Genomic DNA, 23,205 nt, shown 5'->3' with positions numbered 1-23,205 from the left:
TTACACAATATCAAAAATGATACATCTCTGGAATGATTTACGGATCTTAACTTACATTAGTAGAGGGTAGAATTAAGACAAAGGAGATAAAATGGGCAAGTAAGAAAATATATCTTGCAGCGCCACTTTTCTCTGTAGTTGAACAGGAATTCAACAAGAAGCTGGAAAATATGCCGGAAGACCCCCCTTTCAGGCATGTGTGGTCAGGGAAGTCAATAGCATCAAGATCATTCCCAGGTGCCGCTTGTGGCAGAAGCAGAATCCGGAAAAGACCATCCCTGCCAATAGGACCGTAGCATCCTTTCTTAATAACCTCGGGCAGCTTATCTGTATATGGGGGTATCAGCTTTAACGAATCTCCGATGGGTCGTTAATTAAGGCTGTTTTTAAGACATCGACAGATGTCAGTTTTTTATTTTCCCGAATGGTCTGCTTTTTTGGAACACGTGATAATACGTATTTATGAAATACATAATTAAAAGTGGAGGGGGCAAAAATCAATGTCAGTTAACATCAACTTATTGTTGTTTTTTAAGAAAGTATTATTGGAAATACTAATATATATATAATATGTTCTCATATGCTACACTTCGCATAGGGTACTATAATTGTGTGTTTGGTATTCTCAGGGTGGATAGTATGAGTGAAAATAGTGAGTCCGTAAGAGGTGTAGTTTGAATGTGTCCCACAGTAGTTGCTATGCCTGCTTATAATGAAGCAAAATCTATCCACAATATAGTATTGGAATGCAAAAAGCACGCGGATTCTGTCATTGTCATAGATGATGGGAGCAGTGACAATACTGCCGAAGTTGCGGAATCTGCCGGGGCCTATGTGGTCAAGCATCCACAAAATCTAGGCTACGGTGGAGCAATAAGGAGTTGCTTTGAGACTGCACGCTACCTCAATGTAAGGCGCATGGTGATTATAGATTCCGATGGTCAGCACAACCCTGCTGATATACCAAGACTCCTAGAACCTCTTGAAAAAGGAGTGGATATGGTTATTGGCTCAAGATTCCTGGAAAACAAGAGCGAACACATTCCTTCATACAGGAAGGTCGGCATGAAGGTCCTTGATACCGCAACAAATTTTGTCGGTGGGATCAATGTAACTGATTCCCAGAGCGGTTTCAGATCCTACAGCAAGAATGCCATCCAGAAGATCAGGATAAACAATAACTGCATGTCGGCAGGTTCCGAGATCCTGCTTCAGATTAAGGATCATAACCTAACATTTGATGAGGTTCAAATTCACTGTAGGTATGATGTGGAAGGTGCTTCTACTCATAATCCTGTGGCACATGGGACAAAGGTTCTGTATAGAATACTAAAAGACATGGAGTATAGGAGGCCTCTTTATTATTTTACTTTCCCTGGAATGGTCTTTTCTGCAACAGGAATGTTTATGGGGTTAAGCTTTTTACAAGATTTCTATCTAGGTGGTAATTTGGCTTTTGGTCCAACTCTATTAATGATGATGCTTACTATAGTTGGGATCTTCATGTCTTTTACAGGTATAATACTGCACTCTATCTCAAGGGCTATCCATTTACTTGTTCCAAACTTTTCAGTTACTCAACCCTATCCTAATCATGTGAATGCAAGTCCGGTTGTTGTGGAGTCTGATAATCTCATTGAAGATGAGTTTATTCACAAGGGAATTGGAAGGGTGGATAAAAAAAGTCCCGAAATTAAACAAAGTGAATAATACTTTCATTTAATCTGGAATTTTATCTTTTAGCAATCGTGATGATTTAAAAATTAAATTAAGCATAATATTCAAGGAACACATCATGAGATTTATAATCCTTGCAGGTGGATCTGGCACTCGACTCTGGCCTCTAAGCCGTGAGCAATACCCAAAACAATTCCTCAAATTAGGTGAAAACTCCCTTTTCCAGGGAACCGTGCTTCGCTGTCTTGATGTTTCGGATATCTCTGAAATCTTCGTGGTAACAAATGAATCCCAGAAGTTTTTCGTGAGTGGACAGATACAGGAACTTGGGTACGATATCCCCAAAGAGAATGTGTTGATCGAACCAGAAGGGAGGAACACACTTCCAGCCATCTGTTTTGGAATGAAGGAGATAGATAGTAGGTTTGGAAGATCAACTGTTGGAATATTTTCTTCCGACCATGTTTTGGATAAATCTGCAATGAAGACAATAGCAGATGTAAAGGCATTGTCATCTAGTCATCTTGTGACGTTTGGGATAGCTCCCACGTTCCCTCATATAGGATATGGGTATATAAAGCCTGCAGAATCTTTAGATATAGGACACAGGGTTTCTGAGTTTAGAGAAAAACCTGACATTGAATCTGCCAAAAAATACATTGAGGAAGGTTGTCTTTGGAATAGTGGAATGTTCCTTTTTGATACGGGAGTTTTTTTCAAGGAGTTGAAGATGCATTCTCCCGACATTTTCAATGCTTTTGAGGGCTCAGATGAGATCTCAAGTATATACAATGCTGTTACTAGTATATCAGTTGACTACGGCATTATGGAAAAGTCTAACAATGTAGCTGTTGTCAAACTAAATTATAATTGGAGTGATCTCGGTAACTTTTCTGCTATCTATGATGAGCTCGAAAAGGATTCAAAAGGCAATGTAGTCTACGCTTGTGATCATGTATCCTTGAATTCACGTAATAACTTTGTTCACTCAAAAACTGGCAAGGCAGTTTCACTAATTGATGTCAATGCCATGGTTGTTGTTGACACTCCTGATGCTCTCTTAGTCTGTCCAAAAGGAAGCAGTCAGAAGGTAAAGGATATTGTTTCTGAGCTCAAGGATAAGGATGATCAGAGGGTAGAGATTGGCCAGACGGTCTACAGACCATGGGGTTCATACACGGTACTTGAAAAATCCCAGAACCATGTTATCAAGAACATAACAGTGCTTCCTAGTAGGAAGTTAAGCCTGCAGATGCATTATCATAGAAGCGAACATTGGGTTGTTGTAAAGGGAATGGCTTCCGTTCAGGTAAAGAATGATCAATTTTTTGTAAGGCCTGGTGAGAGTACCTTCATAAAGGCAGGTGAGAAGCACAGACTTTCCAATCCAAGTCAGATTCCTCTTGAGATAATCGAGGTTCAGTTAGGAGAACATGTTGATGAGGATGATATTGTCAGGTTTGATGATGTGTATGGTAGAAAATAATTTGACAATTTATGCTTAAACTCTTTCTCGATATTGCAATTATTTATGTGGCGATATGGGGAATATATTAAATATTGAAAATATGATGAACTCTAGACTTAGAGCAATTTAACTAAAAAATAAAAAATTATTTGTTTATGGTTATTTACTCGAAATAGAATTCATCTTTATTTAACATATCATTTGATTTATAATGCATATATATCAGGATTTGAATATAATATATGTCTAAATTTTTGAGGGTTCATGTCAGAAACAGTCAACAATTCTCTTGAAAAAATAGCAAAAGGTTCAACAATTATTCTTATTGGGACAATGGTTAGCTTGCTTTTGGGATTTATTGGAAGATTGATATTGATTAGATTTACAACTCAATATGATTTTGGTATTTATTGTTTAGCACTAACGCTTGTTAGTATACTCACAACGATATCTACGATGGGATTAGGTGAAGGGTCTACGAGATATATTGCTTACTTAAAAGGGAAAAGTAAAAATAAACTGATACCGAATGCTATTATTTCATCTATTGTAATAACCTTATCGTCAAGTGCTTTAATATTTATAATTGCTTTTTTTTTCTCAGATTTTATTGCAACAAATATATTTCATTCATCAGAATTATCGAATATAATTAATATTTTTTTAATTACAATTCCATTTACAGCATTTTCAGGTATCATCATTTCAATTTTCAGAAGTTTTGATCAATTTACTATAAAAGTATATTTTAATGACATTATGAAACCAATTATTCATATTATATTTTTAGGGATAGTGGTCTTTTTTGCTCGATCTTTATCTGGGATGGCTTCTGCTTACTTAATGTCAATAATAATACCTTCTATAATTATTTCAATATATTTCCTAAAAAAGCATAAGTTATTTGGTGTAGAGGATTTTCAATTTATTGACAAATCAATGATTAAAGAATTACTAACTTTTTCAATTCCTCTCTTGGCAGTTAGCATTATTTTAACTTTAATGTCATGGACAGATACACTAATGCTTGGTTACTTCAAAACAGCAAAAGATGTGGGGATTTATAACTCTGCGGTACCTTTAGCTAATCTTCTTACGATAATAATAGGTTCTTTGAGCTTCGTTTATGTGCCGGTTATGTCGCAATTATATGGTAAAAACCAAATCAGAGAGTTGGGAAGAAGCTATGTAGTCTCAACAAAATGGTGCTTTATTGGGACTCTTCCTCTTTTTTTCATTTTATTCGTATTTCCTGATTTTATTTTGAATTTATTCTTTGGGCCTCGTTACATAAGTGCAAGCATTGTTTTGCAAATACTGTCATTAGAATTTATTATTAACTCTTATTTTGGCCTTAATTATTATACATTAATGACAGTTGGCAAATCTAAATTTTTAATGAATTGTTCTTTGGTTGGTGCTGTGATGAACATATTGTTAAATATAATTTTAATTCCTATATGGGGTGTTGCAGGTGCTGCAATCGCATCAACTCTGTCTTTTGTATTTATCGAAATATTAATGAGTATTAAACTATATACAATTCTCAAAATTCATCCTTTTACTACTACATACTTAAAGTTGACAATTTTATCGATTATTCTAATCTCGATTTTTAGCACTATAAATGATCATACTGTAGCATCTTTTTGGACTTTTCTAGTAATTAGTTTTACATTTATGCTGACATTCGTTTTATCATTATTATTTGCACATATATTGGATGATGAAGACGTAATAATTACATCATTGATTAAAAAAAAATTAGGTTTTAACTTTTTCCGATGAGAAACCTATATAAATATCCTCTATGAACTTTTTACTATAGTGCTCATTTTTGGAAGAAAAGTCAATTTCAAAGGAAATGCATCGCACATCACAATAGCATGATTATTGTTCTACTATAGGCAGATACTTCCTGGCATTTTCACAGATTGGTTGCAAATGCTAATGAACTTAAGTGAGAACGGACTTTCGTTAGAATTAAAGTCCTTGAAGCTATCCATGATTTAAATCCAAATCCCAGTTTTCTATTTTCTCATTATTCATTTAGCAAAATCCATAACAAGTAAACATATCTCACGATCTATTACTTTGTATTTATAATAAACAGAATTGCATTGATTATTATAAATAATCAGCTCCCTTCCGACTGTATATTGGTTTTGGTGATAAAAATATCCAATATGATTCGGTCGTGCAATTCATTCTATTAACATACTATGATTTATAAAGGTAACATTTTGAGTTTTGAAATGAACTTTTGGAATTGAGGCTTTGTAGAAATCCTCAACCAGACTAAACATACAATCTTGACATATCTGTCAAGATTGTGTATTAACACCTTGAATTTTACTTCTTTTACTTGGTTTCTATATTTCCTAGCTCTCAGATTTTCTCCATATTTTCTTTTCAATAGAGAGAACATTGTTTCACTCAAATTTCGCAGCGAGTAAATTTCATCATCAAATTCTCGTAACATTTTCTTCCTATAATGTCCTTTTATCCTCTTTCTTTCACGCTGTCTCAGTGGAACAATTGCTATTGATCTGAGTTTTTCTCTAGTCAATTTATGGTTGCCTTCAGAATCATACGCTTTATCCATTACATAATATCTTGATTTCCTGTTACGATGACATTGCGATAGCAATGTCTTTGCATGCTTTGCATCATGAACAGGTTTTCCAGAAATCTTGTATCCCGTGATCACAAATTTGTGAACATCAACTGAAATACTGGTTTTAACATAGCTTCGTCTCCACTTTTTGATTCTCCAGGAATAGTAGTTGCTACAATACCCACTTGTAAAACCAGTTAAATCGATACCAGTAACTTCAACTGACTCTCCATTCTTGTAAAATAAGTCTAAAGTCTTCTTGAAAATACGATCGAGTATTGCTGAATAGATCCGAGTAACAAATTTTTGAAGTGTAGTAAAATGAGGCACTTTGGTTAATCCAAGTTTAGTCTGGATAGAACTCATCAATTCAACAAGATCAACAAAATCCCTATAATCTTCTCCTAAATATTCCTTAAACAAAACCAACGTCAATAGCTGGTATTGTGTGTATGTTTGTTTGGAATATTTGCAACTGTAGAGTGGCAGGTGTGAATACCGTGTTACTTGCAATGCTATATCAATAAAATTTAAGTACTTGTTAGACAAAACACAATCATCCCCTTGTGTTTTTGGTTGCAAACAATCACAGGGGACTTATTCTTATAAAAAGTGTACTGACTCAGTAGGATTAGAAATAGGATTTCTACAGAGCCGGAATTGAGGTTTCTTTTATATATATACCTCAGATTGTTCATTATCGTAAATCTTGTTTTTATTTACAATTACCTCTTTGTATAATGTTGATTCTTGTAGACCTATATAGTTATACGGTAAGTTTTCATGTTCTATAATTAATTCTGCCTTTGTGTTCAGAGACCTGAAATAAATATAATCACTTTCGGTTATGTTTTCTTTTCCATCATATCCCCAAAACGTTTTTGTTTGTCCGAATTTATATCCATTTAATAGCAAACTCCCATAATAATCAGCATATATTTGTGCTTCATTTGAATTGTCTGTTATCCATGTAACACTTTTTATTTCGTATTCGTTAAAACGGGGATAATCTATTGTATCATTTAATGAAATTGATTTTGAATCTCCTGTGGTTTCATATATAATTCCTGTATTAAACAGTAGGTATGTTACTATAAAAATAGTTATAACTTTCAAAGGTGTTCCAGCTATATGATTACTGTAAGATCTTGTAGCTAAAAATCTTAGATATTTGAATAATGATATTGCTCCGATAACAAAAAAAGGAGCTAATATAATGAGTGTAATTTGATATAGCCTGATAGTGTTCAATTTTTCAGATAGATGTGGAACTGTAACTGCTGCTAAACATAAGGATAAATTAACGTAAGATAAAGCGATATATTGTTTTTTAAGCTTCATGAATTTTCCATTTAAAATTATCTCTATAATTCCAAATACAATTAAAATCAAAGGAATTATATTTAGGTATTCATGTACATGTTGAAATGTTGATTTTTTATCTACCATTAGCATAGAAAGTGCTTGTACTTCTTCTGGATTCAAAAAATCACTGTATACACTGTTCATTATGTCATTATTGATATACACAAACGACTCGAAAATGAGATTTGAAGCGTACATGTACCATGCCATAGTAAACACTGATATTAATATCAAAAATGTGAAACTTATACTCTTATCGTATGAATTATCTAAATTTTGATTATCAATATATACTTTTTTTTCTTTTCTATATTTTTGAATTCTTGATTTTATGTTATTTCCAAATATCTGTATCTTAGAATTTTCAAGTAAAATTAAAATTAACCACGTTACGATAATTGTGTATATGTAAATATATGATAGGACGTAGTGTGATACCACAAGAGATAAACCAAATACAATTGATAATAATGCCTTCTGTGTTTTGTGTATCTTGTGATCAATCATCAGAAGAATTAATAATACTAAGAATAGTTCCGCGATTTGTTGTCTTGCTAACCCTAACATTTCTGTATAAAATGTATAAAGTGAGATGAAAAAAATGGATGCTAAAAATCCAATCATATCGTTTGTCTGTTTTTTATAGATTCTATATAATCCAACTGGTACTAATGAAAATACAAACGGATAGATTATTTTGAAAACCCATATTGTGTTCATATCACATAATATTGAATAAATCGGAGCGAGAAATACTATGCTTAGCATAGCATTAATTGTTGAGGGTATGTTTGAGTTCCATATACCATTCGTAATTACCGACTTGCTCAAAAAATATTCAGTTTGAATGTCCCAACCAGTCAAATTCATTGAGATCAACGAGTGGTGATATAACAATGAAATTGAAATGATGAAAACAACTAAAGGATAGATGCTTCCAGGAATTAATTTGGTGAAGCTTACGATTAATATTAATAAAATAATTGTAACTATCAAGGCCAACAAAAGAACATTATTCTGATAGTTATTCATCAAATATGTCCCATAAATAGAAAAAAAGGGAATTAGCAGTAAAATTAAAGCAACTGGAGATATGTTTTTATTGAAATCTATATAAATTAGATTAGTATCCTCTCTATTTCTTAAGTAACATATGGGGCATGACAAAGCTATTAATATACCCATTGAAATTAATAGACTAATTGTTGATATTGGTTTATATATGCCTAAATGTGGATATGATAAATTGATGAAAAATCCAACTAACATCGAAGTTGAAATACTTAATCCTACTGTATATAATAGTGCATCAATTTTATTAAGTTTGTGTAATTTTAATATTTTTAGAATTATTGATCCTGGTAAAAATGTAATGTAAATAAAAGCAACAAGCTCTCTTAATAGTGGAATTTCCAATCCGATAAAGTCTAATCCTATAACTCCCAACATTGCGAGTTGAATTGCTACCACAAATACAAGGTACTTCTTAATATTCCAATTAATTTGGAAAAAGTTATTTACTTTCATGTTTTTCAACTAAGTTTTCATATAGTCTATTTATTTTGATAGCGGTCATTTCCCAAGAATATTTATTTTCGACAAGCTTTTTCCCATTTGCTGCGATTTTATCTCTTAAATGTGCATCATTTAGAAGTTTCAATATATTAATAGCAAATTCATTCGGCTCATCAGAAATAAATATATTTTCTCCTGTTTTCACTTTTATTCCCATTGAACCAATTGATGTTGTAACAACTGGCTTTTCCATAGACATGGCTTCCAATACTTTATTTTTGATACCAGTTCCTTCTTTCATTGGAATGATTGCAACAGTGGCTTTTGCTAAATAAGGTCTTATATCATCAACAAATCCTGTTACAATTATAGATTTGTCGACAGCTAATTGCTTTATTTCATTTGGAGGGTTTGAACCTACAATATAAAATTTGATATTTGGATATTCTTTCAACACCATTGGATAGATATTTTTGTAAAAATGGAGCACAGTATTTACATTTTTTATGCTATTCATTACTCCCACAAATATTAAAGAAGGAAAATCTTCTTTGAGATCCATAGGTTTAAAATATGAAAGGTCGATTCCGTTTGGAATTACTTTTACATTTTGAAGCTTCGCATCAAATTCTAATATTCTTTTATCTTCTTCTGTGACTACTATGCAGTAATCAAACATTTTATAACCTTTTGTTTCTCTTCTCTTTGTTTTTATATATTGCATTAAATATAATGCCTTTTTAATTATTTTATTTTCTTTTGAGTATAACTCTTTACAACTTTTTGATACTGCATCTAAAGGCTCTACTATTTTGGGCAAATTTGTATTGTAGACGTTGTGAGCCATTCCTCCATCTGTATATATTGCATCAAATTCTTTACTTTCAAGAAGTTTGTTTATTAAATGCTGCATTTTTGGAGCATAATAATAATTTAAAAAACTAAAATTACCAGATAGTATATTTCGTATAGAAATTGTATTTTTGAACGACGATTTAAATTTTGATATTAAATTACCAGACTCTAGGTTTACCGTATGGATTTTGTGGCAATATTGGTTTAAATTAGCTAAATCACTATTAAATGTTTGATTTAGTTCGTTTTCTTTAAAGCAAACTAAAGTGATTTCGTGCTGATATATCTCTGAATAAATTTTAATTAAATTGAAAGGTCGAAGTGTATCTCCTCTTCTTGGATTGGGGAGGCTATGGCACAGCATTAATATTTTCATTTATGAGTTCCCCCTATACTTTTCCATATTCATAATAAGCAATTTACACATTTCAATATATTTTGTAGAAATTATGTCAAATGTATATGAAGTTTCAACAGTATACTTCGCATTTACCCCTATTTCTTCTCTTATATTTTTATTTGAAATGCACAAATCCATATATTTTGTTAAGTCATCAACATTTCCTTTTTCAAATAAGAATCCATCAAAACCATGTGTTATAATATCTTGTGGACCTGGGATATTGGTTGCAATTATTGGTTTACTTGATGCCATTGCTTCAATAGTTACTATCCCAAATGTCTCAAAAAACGATGGCAAAACAAAAATCGAGCACTTCGATAAATATTCTCGGAGTTTACTATTACTTACAAGGGGTAGAAAATGTACGCGATCTTCAATACCTTTTGAATGAACTATATTTTTTAGTTTCTCTTCTTCAGGTCCCGATCCAATAAGCACTAAATCTGTATTATAATTTTGCCATAAGTTTAAAAATGCTTCTAATAAACATTCCAATCCTTTAACTTTACGAAACCCTCCTGCATACAATATGAAATTTTTGTCAGTTTCATTTTTATATTTATTCACGTCTATGGCATTTGGGATTATGCAGACATTAGAATGTCCATTTTCATTTAAATAATTCTGTATGTCTTTGTTTAATGCAACTATCATATTTGAATTATGCATGACCCTCTCTTCGATATATTTCTTGAAATAATAATATATGTTATTAAACCAATGGCTTTCTACTGAAAAATTTTTAAAAAACTCCATTGCATCGGGATTATGCGTTACAAATATTTTAGGAATTTTTAACTTTGATGGGAAATATGCTGTAAACCGACTACTTAAAACCAGAACATCTGGTTTATTTTTTTTAATTGCTTTTCTCATTTGATATGAAAGTAATAGTGCAGAAAATGTTTCACCTATAATTGCATCTTTGAGGTAAGGGGATTTGATATTGATAAATTTGATGTGATCAGTTAGAATTCCATCGTCTTTCCAATCATCACCATTGAATTTGCCTAGTACATAGATATCATGTCCTTGCATTGCCATTTTAGATGAAAGTCCATATATTTGACTGTCAGTACCGCCACGCCCAAATGGGCGAGTTTTTGAATGAGATGCACTTTGGCATATAAATACTATTTTCAAGTGATATTACCTCTTGAATTCCTTATAGGTTTTTTCTACTTCTTCTACTATTTTTTCGAAGCTGAACTGCTCTTGAACAATCAATTTTCCGTTTTCGCCAAACTTTCTTTTAGTTTCATCATCTTTTAGCACGCGCATAAGTGCAGTTTTCATATCATATTTATTGTAAGGAACAGCGATTCCCACTTGATTATCTATTACGTTGGCTATGCCACATCCTTTGCTACATATAACAGGAGTTCCACAAGCACATGATTCTAATAAAGTTAAGCCGAAAGGTTCCCATTGACGAGGGGACACGTGTACATCGGCATCGACATATGCTCTGATTTTATCTTTTTCTTCTAGAAATCCAGTGAATATGACTTTATCTTCAATGCCTGAAGCTAAAACTAATTTATTTAGGGTATTTAGGTATCCATCATCTGGACCTGTGATCAAAAGAAGTACATCATCCATTTCCGGGGCTAATAACGAAAATGATTCTATCAGTAAGTCAATTCCTTTGCTTTGTTCGATTCGACCTATATATAATATAATTTTTTTATTTTTATTGATTGTATATTTATTTCTAAATTCCATTTTTTCTGGAAGATTCTTGTATTTATTCAAATCAATCCCATTTGGGATTAGCTTTATTTTGTCTTCGCTAACTTTCATATATCTGCATTGTTCAGCTTCTTCTTCGGTAAAGACAGTGATCTTGTCAGCATTCGTTAGAATATTATGTCCCCACAGCCTGTTGAAAACCCAACTTAATATGCTTTTTTTATATAGCCAAGGAATTGATCCGTGCGCTGTAAGGATATATGGGATTTTGTATTTTTTGCAGTATTTGGAAGTTATTATTGCTTGAATAGATATTAAATCTTGTAAATGAACCACTTCGTACTCTTGCAAATTTATCTTTAAATATCTTAACAATTTTGGGGATATGTATAATTTGTGCTTCCAAGCTAACCAATTACTGGCACATCTAAATCTAAAAAAGCGTATTCCATCAATATATTCAGGATTTTTAGTATTTATATAACGTTGGTCTGGTTTATATAAATCGGTTGTTATTATCGTAACTTCATGTCCTTTATTAGCCAATTCTTTAGATAATTCGTGAGCAATTCTGGCACAACCTCCTGTTGCCCATGCAAATGGTGGCGTAGAAATGACTTGTGCGATTTTCATATTAAACCTCATCATTTTTTATTATTTAGCAGTGCTTAATTTTACTCTGATTGCACAATTTATTTAATTAAGCAATTATTATTAAATAAATTAATTATTTTGGTGAAACTCGATGTATTCCATCTTTTCAATAATTTACTTTAAAACATCATCGAAATATTTTGGCCAGTTTTGTTCCGAATAATTTTTGACAAAATAATCCCTACAATATTTAGATATCTTTGAATGATTATTTGCGATATAATTAATTCCTTTTACCCACTCTTCAACACTAGACTTTTTGTCTACGAGATACCCACTTTTGAGGTGGTGGACAACTTCAGGCAATCCTCCTACATTGGTAGATATGGCTGGTGTTCCGTGCATATAAGAAGTTAATACTACTGAGCTTTGAGTTGCAATTTTATATGGCGTAATCGTCATAAGACTTTGTTTCATAAATTCTCCTATCTCCTCATCGCTTATTTTGTCTTTATAATGAATCTTTAAATTTTTCCATTTGTGGTAGATAGGATCATTTATTTTTGAACGTGAAATTAATAAAAATTTATAATCTAAGTTATGTTCTTCAGAATATTGAACTATTTTTAAGAATGTTTCAGGTCCCTTTGCTGGAACTGGTGGTCCAATAAAAGTAATATATTTTCTAAATTTGATATTTTTATTTACATCTCCTAAATCTTCATACATTAATGGAATTATACTTTTTTTCCCTATATATTTTTTATATCTTTTAGAGAATAAATTTGAAGATATTTCTGAAGACACTATGGCAGTATCTGCATTCATTATTAATTTTTCTTGCATTAATTCAAAAATACAAAGCCAGTATTGTTTAAATCCTTGATAGATAGATTTGTTTTCTACATAAGGCTCTTGGACATGCTGTATAAAATTACAACCATATTTTTTTGCTAACTTTGCTATGTAATAGTTTAAAAAAGGATGATAATTGTACATATATATATAGTCGGGATTTGTTCCTAAAAGGATATTTTTTAATTTAAGAATGTTTCTAATATCAAATCCATCAATTATAGCAGACTTTATACTTTTTGATTTACCAACGAATATGGTTTTTTCCTTAATTTCTTCTGATAACATCCACTTATACTCATGGCTAAATAGATAAACTACAGAATAGCCCTGTTTTTCACATTGTTTTCCAAGTGCACAGCAATGAGATTTATAAATTGGGCTGTATTGCAAACTACCAACAATTATTTTTTCATCCATATTTATCTCCGATTGGTAGTTGAATAGGTTTCCATTTTCTCTAAAATGATTTCACGAATTTGGAATACTACATTTTCTAGAGGCAAGGAATTGTCTACACGATGAGCAGCAGGTAAAACTTTGATTAATTGATTGCAAATGTTCTCTTGGCGATTAATTTCATGAATTGTAAGTTCTGGCTTTCTATTGTAAATTAGTTCTGAAGGAGCATGTGGGTAGATAATTAAATCGGGAGAAGGAACTATTTGAGATAATATGCGGAAAAGAATGTTATTTGTTCCAAATTTACTTGGCTGTATGATATAATCATAAAAGTATCGATCAAATAGGATTAAATTTCCTTTGCCTCTATTTTGAAAAATACATGCATAACCAATTATATAATCAATAGCATAGTATGTCATTAAGATAGAGGTTATTAAACGGCTGGGTTTTTGAGATTTTGTTACTATACCATGGACATCAATTTCATTTTCTTTAGTTTTCATCCATGGGACAAACTTTTTTAACTCAGGTAATATGGCAAAATGACCATGGTAATAACACTTTTCTTCAAAAATATCTTCTAATGATTTAATAATTTCTGAAGATAAAGTTGATTTACCAGATCCGTCTGGGCCAATCAGGCATAAAAATATGTGTGGTCTTCCTTTAATTCGCTCAGTTAAATGTCCTTTTATAAATTTGTACAATCCAATTAAAGGAGAGATGGGGCTTTTTTTAATTGCATTTTTGACTAAAATCAGACGCAATTCTTTATGGGCTTTCTCAACCTGTTTCCAATTACCATTTTGTGCATAATCCAGTAATCGATTTGCTGTATTTTTGCCAAAAGGTTTTTCTAAAACATTTACAAAGTTGTCTGAATCATTTTGTGCATATCTTTTTATTAGGTTTAGGTATTTGTCTTTAATTTTTCCAAGTTGCAATACTTCTTTTAAAAGAAGTGTTGCAGCTTCAACGCCAGGTGCTGGTGTATAGAATCCATTTTGATGGGCTTTACGAGTTTTTAATGCTACTCCTGTATCTATCCAAGTGAATCCTTTCCAACTAATTGGAGCCCAAACATCCCATTTTAAACTAATCATTTCTTTTGTGCCAAGGGTCGATACAAAGGTGAAAGAATGAAATCCATAGCGTTTGGCATATTGTACTAGACACCATCCTTCTTTTTTTGCAGTTTCACATAATAAAGTGCTATATCTGTCTAAATCTTCTTCTCCTACAAGAACGTCTATATCATGACCTGCATCTTGAGGGAGGTTTTCATAATTTCGCAAGACGATATATGGCAGTTTTTGTTTTTCAAGTTCATTAAATACGTTGACTATAAAATGACTTTCAGATGCACATGTTTGATTATTCATAGATTTACCCCCATTTTATTTTTAAAAATTAATTGATTTGACAAATTGTTCAGCAACAGATGAAACATCAAATTTTAATTTATCATTTTGAAGTTCGATACGTTTACGCTCGGAAGGAAGCCACTCATTTGCTGAAAGGATAAGTTCTGTGGCTTTTTCACACAAATGTGGATCATCTATTAAACATGGACTTTTTCCATAAACATAGGGAATATTTCCATATGGTTTGGTAATCACAGCGCAAAGCGATGCCATTGCTTCTAATATAAGAAGTGGTGTATCAATTGTACTGCTCAATTTGCGATAAGGCTGAATAAAAATATCTGTATCACGGAGAACTGATTGGACCATTTTTTCAATGTGGCTTGAGTATTCTGCAAAATTGATGGGCACATAATTAAAATTTGTCTGTTCTAAAAGTTGCTGGTGAAGTTGCACTGCTTTAGGGTCACTTTCCCAGTACATACCATAGAATGCAAGCTCAATTTCTGGACGATCTGCAAGAGCGTTGAATATATCAATTGTTTCCAAAACACCTTTTCCCACATCAATTCTTCCTATAAAGGTAACACGTGTTTTGTTTGAAACACTTTTTTGAGATGGATTTACAAAGTAATTTGATGGAACTGGTGGCCATAACAATTCTGCCCTATGGCTCCATTTTTTTATACTTTGTACAAGTCTTGGAGATACTGCAAATGAGTTGCTATTTATAGAAATGACTCTATTTATGGTGAACATTAATTTGCGTATGACAGTTGAATCGGGCCAAGTCTGATGGAGTTTGCTGAAATGGTTTTTTCTTAATTGTTTAGTTCGATAATACAAATAAGCTGGAAGATCGTTTGGTGGGAAATAAATTGCAACTATATGGTCATAATCTTTGAGTGATTCTAGTGCTCTATCCAATCTTTGATAGTACTTTGAGCGAAGACCTGGAAAGTGTGTAACCTCATTATCACAACTGTTTCCATATATAATATAATCAATTTGAAAATTCCAGCGGTTTATTAGTTCAGTTGAAAGGCGACGAACAAGTGAATTGGTTCCACCTATATGAGTATAGTTAAAAGAACCATGACGACCAAAGAAAGCTAACTTCATTTTATCACAACCACATTAAGATGCTTATATTAATTTTCCCCTTCTTCATGCAAAATACTAAACACTTTTTCATAATCGTCAATAATATTGTTTAAGTTCATATTCTCCTCGAGAAATCGTCTTCCATTACATCCATAATTTTTTCTTTTATTCTCACTATTTTTCAATTCCAATATGGTGTTTTTAAATTTTTCGATGTTGTCAGGTTCTACTATGCAACCACATTGTGCTTTATTTACTACATATGCAGTTTCACTATCCTTAGCAACAATTGCAATTATTGGTTGTTTGCTGGCCATTAGGCTGATAGTTTTCCCAGGTATACATGGCGCTTTCATCCGCTCATCAAGTAAAATTAAAGAAAGATCAGATGAATTAATGATGTTTAAATATTCTTCACGTGGTTGTAAAGGCAACAATCTTACATTGGAAATCATTTCGTCTTTAATTCTTCTTTCTATGTTGTCTTTTACCATTCCATCGCCAACGATGTAGAATATTATATCTTCGTGACTGTCCAATATTTTTGCCACGTCTAATATACTCTCTATTTTTTGAAAAGGAGATAGTATGCCCGCATAGGTTATTAAGAATTTATTTTTGATTCCTTCCTTTTCTTTAAAATCGTTTTTAGTTGCATAGTTGTCAAAATCGGAAAGTGAAACTCCATTATAAATATGGTAGATTTTATTTATGTCACCCCCTCTTTTGGTAACATAATTTATTCCTCCCTGAGATAAGACGGTTATAATATCTGCATTCCTGTAAGATTTCTTTTCTATATGTTCCATCATTTTGATTATTAGGGGGTTTTTCAGAACTCCTACATCAGTTAGCTCTTGTGGATGGAAATCCTGAAAGTTTAAAATTGTCGGAGTTCCATCATAATTCTTAATCTTTTTTGCTAAGTAATGTAGGGGAAGTGGTGGGATGGATACAATGCAAACATCAAATTTCTTCTTCAATTTTCGATATGTGTTAAAATAATAAATTGGCAATAAAAAATGTTCTAGACCTCGAATAACAATATTATCTCTAATTGTTGTATGTTTACATCGATGTATTCTAACACCTTGCAGTGTTTCTTCAACTAAAAAAGTGCTATTTGAATTAATTTTATCCAAGTTATATTTTCTTGGGTAAGATGTAATTACATCAACCTCATGTCCTTTTTGAACGAAAGCTTTCGCTAAATCAAAGTAAATATGTGATGTACTCCCAATTTCTGGAACAAAATTAGGTACAATAATTATAATATTCATATTTTTATTCCTTCCACTTATCTAGAAATTGGTGATAGGATTTCCTTTGTCATTCCAAAGGCAAATAATATTTCTTTTTAGGAACTATTTTGCTCATGCCTACAATTAATCTGACTACTTTATCAGATACATTTAATTCTTGATAGTCATAAGGGTTTGAGAATTTGATATTTTCTTCAGATTGTCTCCTTACAATATCAACAGACATGAGTATCGTTTTGGGATCAGTGCCTGTCAAAATAACATTCCCTGTATCGTAAGCCTCTGGTCTTTCGGAACTTTCCCTTACGACCAGTGAAGGGATGCCCATAATTCCAGCATCTTCGTGGATGGTTCCACTATCTGATAACACACAAAACGATTTTTTTTGCAATTTTACAAAATCGAACATTCCAAAGGGCTTATGGAGAATGAACTGATCATGTATCTTTATTTTTAGATCATCAATGCGCTTCCTTGTCCTTGGATGTGTGGATATTATGATCGGATAGTCATATTTGTCCGCTATAGATTCTAGAGCATTAAAGATATTTTTCAAATTATCTGTATTGTCCACATTTTCTTCCCTGTGAATACTTACAAGGAAATACTTCTCTTTTTCAAGTGCCAGTTTATCCAATATCGACGAATTTTCTATCTTTTCCATATTTGTTTCAAGAACTTCAGCCATTGGAGATCCACTGACATAAATGCTATCTGGACTCAAACCTTCTCTCAGCAAATTTCTTCTTGCGTGCTCTGTGTAAGGTAGGTTGATATCCGCGGTATGGTCAACGATCCTTCTGTTTATCTCTTCAGGAACCCTGTCATCAAAACATCTGTTCCCCGCTTCCATATGAAAAATAGGGATTTTCAATCGTTTTGCAACAATACAGGAAAGGGCACTGTTTGTGTCACCTAATATCAAAATCGCATCCGGTTTTTCCTTTAAGACTACTTCCTCAGTTTGAGACAGGATGTTCCCGATCTGTCCCCCTATTGAAGAACTTTTAACATTAAGTACATAATCGGGATTCCTTAAGTTAAGCTCTTCAAAAAAGATCTGATTCAACTCATAGTCGTAATTCTGATTGGTGTGCACAAGAATATGGTCAACATATTTATCTAACTTCTTTATTACTTCGGACAGACGGATTATTTCGGGACGTGTTCCCAGAATGGTCATCACTTTTAAGTTAGTCATAAATTCACAGGCTCCTCTGGTTTGAATGTATCTGGGTCGCTTTCATCATATTCTTCACTTATTATTATCAATAGCTCGCAGGTTATTTTGGAGTCCAAATTAGTGACCATATGGCTTTCAAATGGATTTACTTTAACAAACTCTCTTCTCGAGCTATCCATTATAATGGATCTTGATGAGTTTGATCTGACATCTGTCAACTCCATTTCACATTTTCCATGAAGACAACAGAACCATTCTTCTTTCCTTTTATGATAGTGATTACCTCGTGAACAATCTGGTACAATAGTTAAATAGCTCAATTGTCCGAATTTAACGTCATCAAATCTTGCAAGTTCCTGAAAACTTCCAGTTTCATTTTCATGAATTGGATACATTAATCTTCCTCTCTTTTGTAGTGGTCTAAACACATTTTCAATTTTTTGTGTTCTCCTGCCCTGTCTGTTAGGAATGAATAAATCTCGCCAATAGTCAATACTTCCCCATTTGGAGACTTGTATGTACTAAATTCTGGACTTAGCAGATCTTGAATTAGATTCTCAATATAGATGAATTCCCTTTGTACATCTGGATTATTGATTGTTACTTTTTCTCCTTTTGATACCTGGTAACAGAATGTTGCTACAACAGAATTATAGAAAGGCTTACAATCGGGTCCATAAACATTAGGGATTCTATAGATACACCATCTATCTGCTTTTTTGATTATTTCTTCCTCTAATGTCTTTGTGAAGCCATATTCAGAATCTGCATTCCAAACAGTTTGCTGAGATGAGGCAAAAATTAGCTCTGGATACTTATTTTCTAATTTCATTGAAAGAATAAGATTTGCTGTTGAAACAATATTATTCTTCAATATGTCTCCTGTATCTGCTCTATTTTTCCCTGCTAGATGATAGATTCGATCACAATCTAAAACAAATTCTCTTACATTATCTATTTCATTAAGATTTCCATGAAAAATGATTGGATCTTCCAGAGCATCTGCTAAATGCCTGCCAATAAATCCATTTCCTCCAGTGATCCCAACTTTCATAAGAGTACACCGTTTACAAAATTCCTGCTTCCTTGATTAGGTTCAATGTTTCTTCAGCATTTAGTTGGGTCGTATTTCCTGAAGTAAAAGCATCAGGGACTTTAGACTCTTCACCATGGTAGAAGAAGTCTCCAATATTTGCATCCAAATGTGGAATTTTCATATAATCAATTCCATCATCTGTAAATCTGAATGCTCTGTGTATTTCTTCAGGTGTGAGGAGAGCTTCATCCATTTTTTCGCCTGGACGGATTCCAATAATTTGCTTTTCAAAAGAATCTTCAAAATGTAACTCAAGTGCTTCGATTACTGTGCTGATTGTTGCTGCTGGAGGTCTCATAACGAAAAGATCACCTCGTTCTCCGACTTCAATACATTTTTTAGACAAAGCAACTGCATGACTTAGAGGCAGCAAAAATCGTGTCATATTAGCATTTGTTATTGTAAGTGGAAGTCCCTCTTTTATTTTATTGATGAACAAGGGTATGACGGATCCTCTGGAACCGATCACATTTCCGTATCTTAAATTTACGCAGACTGTATCTCCTCTATGTGCACTCATCAATTTTTCAGCAAGAGCTTTACTCATCCCATAGGCATTAACTGGGTAGACTGCTTTGTCTGTGCTTAAATTTACAATCTTTTCCACACCACATTTTTCTGCAGCTTCAATTACATTTTTTGTACCCAGTACATTTGTATTGATAACTTCCTCTGGGAAGTTTTCCCCGGTTGGAACATGTTTTAGAGCAGCGGCATGTAATACGTAGTCAACGTCCTGACAGTAATCCAATATTTTGCTTTTATCTCTTATGTCGCCAACAACATATTCGATATTGCTATCATTTCTTTCAACAAACATATCATGTTGTTTCTTCTCATCTCGACTAAAAACAATAAATTTTATGTCACAATCTTTAGAAAAATCAATGAATGCATTGCCAAAAGAGCCTGTACCGCCAGTGATTAAAATTTTTTTCCCTTTTATTTGTTCCATCTTAAAAATCCCCTTGCAAATTAATTAATTAATTAATTAATATCATTCTCTTGATTAACACAGTAATTGAATGCAAATAATTCATATAATTCAAAAAATAACCTCTTTTGGATCTCAATAATTTTGGTTTAAGAAAAAAAGATGATAAATACCTTTTTTATTAGTTGTATCATACTGCTCTACCTCTTTCAATAATTGCCATTCAGCAATGAGTTCACAGTTTCCCTCACAAAGTCCTCTGATCCTGTATTTAGGTCCCATCCAAGAACTTTCAACTTGTTGATCGAAAGCATCATCTTAGGAACATCTCCTTTCCAACCTCTGCTTCCACTGGTATAACTGAACTTAACATCTTTCAGTCCCATCTCTTCAACGATGATCTCTCCAATCCGTTTCTGCTAAAACAAATGACAACTCTCATCCTGAATGAATTAAAAATAGAATTTGTGACGTTTTTTAGTAAAATGGCAGGTTATCAATTCAAGCTTCCAGAACAGTACTCTGCGGCTCATCCTTCATAGCCCTTGAAAAACATCCAAGCGTGCAGAACAACTCCCTGTCTGCTATCTTTCCACTAACTATGAACTTATTCCCACACACAGAACAGGTTTTTTCAACATAACTCAATACTAACACCCTTTATTTTGTACTCATTGAAACTATGATAAAGCTGACTTGTTTTAGATTCGAGACTTCAAATGTCTCAAAAATATTTAAGTCGATTGGTCTGGTTTTTTTAATGTGTATGTACATTACCCTGTAACTGTTTTGTAGGAAAAATCTGAGAATGACCTGCTTTTCTGTATTTAGGGCAGCATTTTGTCCTGCCCTCCAAACATCATCGTCTAGGTTAACTCTGTGATTCCTTCAAATGTCCGTGTACATCGATCTCTCCGTGTACGACCCTTGTGGATGAAATAGGAATATCATCAGCGGCCATGACGTACTCTATCCTGATTATCTTGATCTCGGGCCTGCCGTTGGCCTTTCTCAGCTCGTTGATCTTCAGGGCCACGGGATAGGTCTCGGGGGAGACCAACATCGCATCGTAGTCGTCTTCCAGGATGGTTTCGTGGGGGGTGGTGAACATCTGGATCTGGTAGCGGGATTTTGGGATGCCGAGCTCTTTTAGAAAATCGGGGAAGTTCTTTTCGCGGGTGGAGTAGTCGGGAATGTGGGGTGGATCATCAGATAACAGGTCCGGCATAAGAGCGAGAAGTGCAGTTTTTAAAAAAAGGTGCAACCATCCCGGTGCAGGCGGCACATTCTTTAAAAAAATAGTAATAACTTGTTGATATGCTCTTAGCCATAGTCACTTGCAGAATTGTCATAAGCAGGGTGATGTAAGTCCTTCTCATCGCTTTTCGATCCCACTGCTTGCAGATATTAATTCATCTTTTATATCCTGGCTTTAAGATGCTCTTCCAGGTCAGCCAGGTCGAGGGTCAGGAATGGCAGCTCCTCTTTGTTTTCGATGCTTTTTCCTATCAAGCAGTAGTGGCTGTTCCATTTACCGCTGACCTTCTCCGATTTCTTCTTCAGGCTGGTGACGATCTTCCGGGCGTCCGTTTCTGTCAGATGCTTCCATTTAACCTCACAGAAGAGCGCTTCATGCTCTATCCTGTCAAAGGCGATCAGGTCTATCTCGGTGTCCTTGCTCCACCATCTGCCGATGTCGGTGAACCTCAGAGGGAGAAGTCCCTGTTTGTTGCAGGATATCAGTATCTCCTTTGCAACATCCTCAAAGGCATATCCGAAATAGGTGTTTATGTCCTTCAGGACAAGCTGTTCTGCTCTTTCGGGATCGATCTCAAACACTCCGTAGTATTTGTGAATGAACCTGAACCAGAAGGTAAAGAAATTATCGTCCAGGAAATAGCGTCCGTTCCTTTTTCCACCGCCGGTCACAGGCTCTTCCTTTCTTACGATCTCATACCTGTGGACCAGCTCATGAAGGTACTTGGATACCGTGGCCGGCGGGATCGCTGTATAATCAGAGATCTCTTTCGGTGTGCTCTTGCCTGATGCGATCCCCTCAAGTATCGAGAAATATCCCTTATGCTCTGAGCCGAATTCCAGTATGAGAATGTTCTTAGCCTCCTCCAGGAGGATCTTCATCTCCACAAAGAGCTTCCTGAACATCTGCATAGCATCTGGCTGGTGGAACTGTCCTGAAAGCAACAGGTATTTCGGCACTCCTCCAAGAATGAAGTATGTCTTCATGGCCTCCTCAAAGTCCATCGGGTTCATGCCACTGAGGAACGAATAGCTTTCTGCGAACGTGAACGGCCTTATGTTCAGTATCGAAGTTGCCCTGCCGAACAAAGGTTCCTTGCTCTCCTCGAATATCTTTTTCATCATTCCGATATACGAGCCGATCATTATGAACATGTGATCGTTCTCCCTGTGATACGAATCCCAGTGTTTCTGGAACTTTGAGAACAGGTCCGGATTGACCTTTGCAAGGTTCTGGAACTCATCGAACACGATCACAAGCTTCTCCTCTATGCCGAACAGTACCGGGAACAGGTCATCAAAGCTCTCAAGGCGCGGTCGCATGCCTGTAATGGTCTCTATACCTGCCTCAAGATCATTTAACAGGAGCTCCTCGCTTTTCGTCTCGATGAAAAAATACAATCCCTTCCTGTCTTTGAGGAATTCCCTGCTAAGCTCTGTCTTACCAACTCGCCTCCTCCCGTAAAGGACCACCATTGACGATCCCGGGGCGTCGTATATATCCTTGAGCATATCCAGTTCATTCTCACGGCCAAAGAATCTTACCATACAGTAACTTA

20 protein-coding genes are annotated in these 23,205 nt (G+C 34.0%); 3 read left to right on the top strand and 17 right to left on the bottom strand.

The features are described 5' to 3' along the window. Nucleotides 1-678 precede the first annotated feature (678 nt). The 3 genes from LI82_RS09660 (at nt 679) to LI82_RS09650 (ending at nt 4,933) form a co-directional block, all read left to right on the top strand. On the top strand, nt 679-1,710 hold the full coding sequence (locus tag LI82_RS09660; RefSeq protein WP_081955809.1) for a glycosyltransferase family 2 protein: 1,032 nt from the start codon (nt 679-681) through the stop codon (nt 1,708-1,710). An 85-nt stretch (nt 1,711-1,795) separates the two neighbouring features. After that, nucleotides 1,796-3,163: a mannose-1-phosphate guanylyltransferase/mannose-6-phosphate isomerase gene (locus tag LI82_RS09655; RefSeq protein WP_048195346.1), complete on the top strand. Its 1,368-nt coding sequence runs from the start codon at nt 1,796-1,798 to the stop codon at nt 3,161-3,163. Between the two features lie 246 nt (nt 3,164-3,409). Next, complete coding sequence (locus LI82_RS09650; RefSeq protein WP_048195343.1) at nt 3,410-4,933, top strand: flippase; 1,524 nt, start codon at nt 3,410-3,412, stop codon at nt 4,931-4,933. Between the two features lie 439 nt (nt 4,934-5,372). Here the strand turns inward: LI82_RS09650 and LI82_RS09645 are convergent, their stop codons facing one another. The 17 genes from LI82_RS09645 to LI82_RS09575 all read right to left on the bottom strand — a co-directional run bounded on the left by LI82_RS09645 (nt 5,373) and on the right by LI82_RS09575 (nt 23,194). Then, a complete protein-coding gene (locus tag LI82_RS09645; protein WP_048195342.1) occupies nt 5,373-6,311 on the bottom strand; it encodes an IS5-like element ISMeme1 family transposase in 939 nt (312 codons plus the stop codon). Nucleotides 6,312-6,434: 123 nt separating this feature from the next. Beyond that, nucleotides 6,435-8,654, bottom strand: a complete 2,220-nt coding sequence (locus LI82_RS09640; RefSeq protein WP_048195341.1) for a DUF2206 domain-containing protein — start codon at nt 8,652-8,654, stop codon at nt 6,435-6,437. Then, nucleotides 8,641-9,873, bottom strand: coding sequence for a glycosyltransferase (locus LI82_RS09635; protein ID WP_048195340.1), 1,233 nt, complete (start codon nt 9,871-9,873; stop codon nt 8,641-8,643). Before LI82_RS09635 ends, LI82_RS09640 begins: the two co-directional genes overlap by 14 nt. Beyond that, complete coding sequence (locus LI82_RS09630; RefSeq protein ID WP_048195339.1) at nt 9,874-11,043, bottom strand: glycosyltransferase family 4 protein; 1,170 nt, start codon at nt 11,041-11,043, stop codon at nt 9,874-9,876. It abuts the gene before it with no gap. 6 nt (nt 11,044-11,049) lie between these two features. Further along, complete coding sequence (locus LI82_RS09625; RefSeq protein WP_048195338.1) at nt 11,050-12,225, bottom strand: glycosyltransferase; 1,176 nt, start codon at nt 12,223-12,225, stop codon at nt 11,050-11,052. 135 nt (nt 12,226-12,360) lie between these two features. Next, complete coding sequence (locus LI82_RS09620; RefSeq protein WP_048195336.1) at nt 12,361-13,461, bottom strand: glycosyltransferase family 4 protein; 1,101 nt, start codon at nt 13,459-13,461, stop codon at nt 12,361-12,363. Between the two features lie 2 nt (nt 13,462-13,463). After that, nucleotides 13,464-14,828, bottom strand: a complete 1,365-nt coding sequence (locus tag LI82_RS09615; RefSeq protein ID WP_048195334.1) for a P-loop NTPase family protein — start codon at nt 14,826-14,828, stop codon at nt 13,464-13,466. Between the two features lie 21 nt (nt 14,829-14,849). After that, entirely contained in the window at nt 14,850-15,932 is a 1,083-nt protein-coding gene (locus tag LI82_RS09610) for a glycosyltransferase (RefSeq protein ID WP_048195332.1), read from the bottom strand. A gap of 29 nt (nt 15,933-15,961) precedes the next feature. Continuing rightward, a complete protein-coding gene (locus LI82_RS09605) occupies nt 15,962-17,194 on the bottom strand; it encodes a glycosyltransferase family 4 protein (RefSeq protein ID WP_048195329.1) in 1,233 nt (410 codons plus the stop codon). A 49-nt stretch (nt 17,195-17,243) separates the two neighbouring features. After that, nucleotides 17,244-18,377, bottom strand: a complete 1,134-nt coding sequence (wecB, locus tag LI82_RS09600; RefSeq protein WP_048195327.1) for a non-hydrolyzing UDP-N-acetylglucosamine 2-epimerase — start codon at nt 18,375-18,377, stop codon at nt 17,244-17,246. Next, nucleotides 18,374-18,754 carry a polysaccharide biosynthesis C-terminal domain-containing protein gene (locus LI82_RS09595; protein WP_048195325.1) on the bottom strand — a complete coding sequence of 127 codons (381 nt, stop codon included), beginning with the start codon at nt 18,752-18,754 and terminating at the stop codon, nt 18,374-18,376. Before LI82_RS09595 ends, wecB begins: the two co-directional genes overlap by 4 nt. After that, on the bottom strand, nt 18,754-19,413 hold the full coding sequence (locus LI82_RS09590) for an NAD-dependent epimerase/dehydratase family protein (RefSeq protein WP_048195323.1): 660 nt from the start codon (nt 19,411-19,413) through the stop codon (nt 18,754-18,756). Before LI82_RS09590 ends, LI82_RS09595 begins: the two co-directional genes overlap by 1 nt. Nucleotides 19,414-19,426: 13 nt before the next feature. Beyond that, the gene (locus tag LI82_RS09585) at nt 19,427-20,410 is read right to left on the bottom strand and encodes a polysaccharide biosynthesis protein (protein ID WP_048195322.1); all 984 of its coding nucleotides are present in this window, start codon (nt 20,408-20,410) and stop codon (nt 19,427-19,429) included. A 188-nt stretch (nt 20,411-20,598) separates the two neighbouring features. After that, complete coding sequence (locus LI82_RS12815; protein WP_330217379.1) at nt 20,599-20,775, bottom strand: hypothetical protein; 177 nt, start codon at nt 20,773-20,775, stop codon at nt 20,599-20,601. A 115-nt stretch (nt 20,776-20,890) separates the two neighbouring features. Next, nucleotides 20,891-21,046 (bottom strand): hypothetical protein, encoded by a 156-nt coding sequence (locus tag LI82_RS13140; protein ID WP_160174973.1) that lies wholly within the window; start codon nt 21,044-21,046, stop codon nt 20,891-20,893. A 214-nt stretch (nt 21,047-21,260) separates the two neighbouring features. Then, nucleotides 21,261-21,617, bottom strand: coding sequence for a nucleotidyl transferase family protein (locus LI82_RS09580; RefSeq protein ID WP_052402869.1), 357 nt, complete (start codon nt 21,615-21,617; stop codon nt 21,261-21,263). Nucleotides 21,618-21,808: 191 nt separating this feature from the next. Continuing rightward, nucleotides 21,809-23,194 carry an ATP-binding protein gene (locus tag LI82_RS09575; protein ID WP_048195321.1) on the bottom strand — a complete coding sequence of 462 codons (1,386 nt, stop codon included), beginning with the start codon at nt 23,192-23,194 and terminating at the stop codon, nt 21,809-21,811. Between the last annotated feature and the right edge of the window lie 11 nt (nt 23,195-23,205).

Origin of the sequence: Methanococcoides methylutens, from assembly GCF_000765475.1 — an archaeon.
In the GTDB taxonomy this organism is placed as follows: Archaea; Halobacteriota; Methanosarcinia; order Methanosarcinales; family Methanosarcinaceae; genus Methanococcoides; species Methanococcoides methylutens.
Note: the sequence above shows the minus strand (reverse complement) of the source record. Positions and strands in the feature narration are given on the sequence as shown.

Excerpts from the sequence above, each read along its gene's own strand:
- LI82_RS09615 (WP_048195334.1), bottom strand. The coding sequence starts at position 14,828 with ATGAATAATCAAACATGTGCATCTGAAAGTCATTTTATAGTCAACGTA.
- wecB (WP_048195327.1), bottom strand. The coding sequence starts at position 18,377 with ATGACTAACTTAAAAGTGATGACCATTCTGGGAACACGTCCCGAAATA.
- LI82_RS09590 (WP_048195323.1), bottom strand. The coding sequence starts at position 19,413 with ATGAAAGTTGGGATCACTGGAGGAAATGGATTTATTGGCAGGCATTTA.
- LI82_RS09575 (WP_048195321.1), bottom strand. The coding sequence starts at position 23,194 with ATGGTAAGATTCTTTGGCCGTGAGAATGAACTGGATATGCTCAAGGAT.
- LI82_RS09605 (WP_048195329.1), bottom strand. The coding sequence starts at position 17,194 with ATGAATATTATAATTATTGTACCTAATTTTGTTCCAGAAATTGGGAGT.
- LI82_RS09610 (WP_048195332.1), bottom strand. The coding sequence starts at position 15,932 with ATGAAGTTAGCTTTCTTTGGTCGTCATGGTTCTTTTAACTATACTCAT.
- LI82_RS09580 (WP_052402869.1), bottom strand. The coding sequence starts at position 21,617 with ATGCCGGACCTGTTATCTGATGATCCACCCCACATTCCCGACTACTCC.
- LI82_RS09620 (WP_048195336.1), bottom strand. The coding sequence starts at position 13,461 with ATGGATGAAAAAATAATTGTTGGTAGTTTGCAATACAGCCCAATTTAT.
- LI82_RS09585 (WP_048195322.1), bottom strand. The coding sequence starts at position 20,410 with ATGGAACAAATAAAAGGGAAAAAAATTTTAATCACTGGCGGTACAGGC.
- LI82_RS12815 (WP_330217379.1), bottom strand. The coding sequence starts at position 20,775 with ATGGGACTGAAAGATGTTAAGTTCAGTTATACCAGTGGAAGCAGAGGT.
- LI82_RS09595 (WP_048195325.1), bottom strand. The coding sequence starts at position 18,754 with ATGTATCCAATTCATGAAAATGAAACTGGAAGTTTTCAGGAACTTGCA.
- LI82_RS09635 (WP_048195340.1), bottom strand. The coding sequence starts at position 9,873 with ATGAAAATATTAATGCTGTGCCATAGCCTCCCCAATCCAAGAAGAGGA.
- LI82_RS09655 (WP_048195346.1), top strand. The coding sequence starts at position 1,796 with ATGAGATTTATAATCCTTGCAGGTGGATCTGGCACTCGACTCTGGCCT.
- LI82_RS09640 (WP_048195341.1), bottom strand. The coding sequence starts at position 8,654 with ATGAAAGTAAATAACTTTTTCCAAATTAATTGGAATATTAAGAAGTAC.
- LI82_RS09660 (WP_081955809.1), top strand. The coding sequence starts at position 679 with ATGTGTCCCACAGTAGTTGCTATGCCTGCTTATAATGAAGCAAAATCT.
- LI82_RS09650 (WP_048195343.1), top strand. The coding sequence starts at position 3,410 with ATGTCAGAAACAGTCAACAATTCTCTTGAAAAAATAGCAAAAGGTTCA.
- LI82_RS09625 (WP_048195338.1), bottom strand. The coding sequence starts at position 12,225 with ATGAAAATCGCACAAGTCATTTCTACGCCACCATTTGCATGGGCAACA.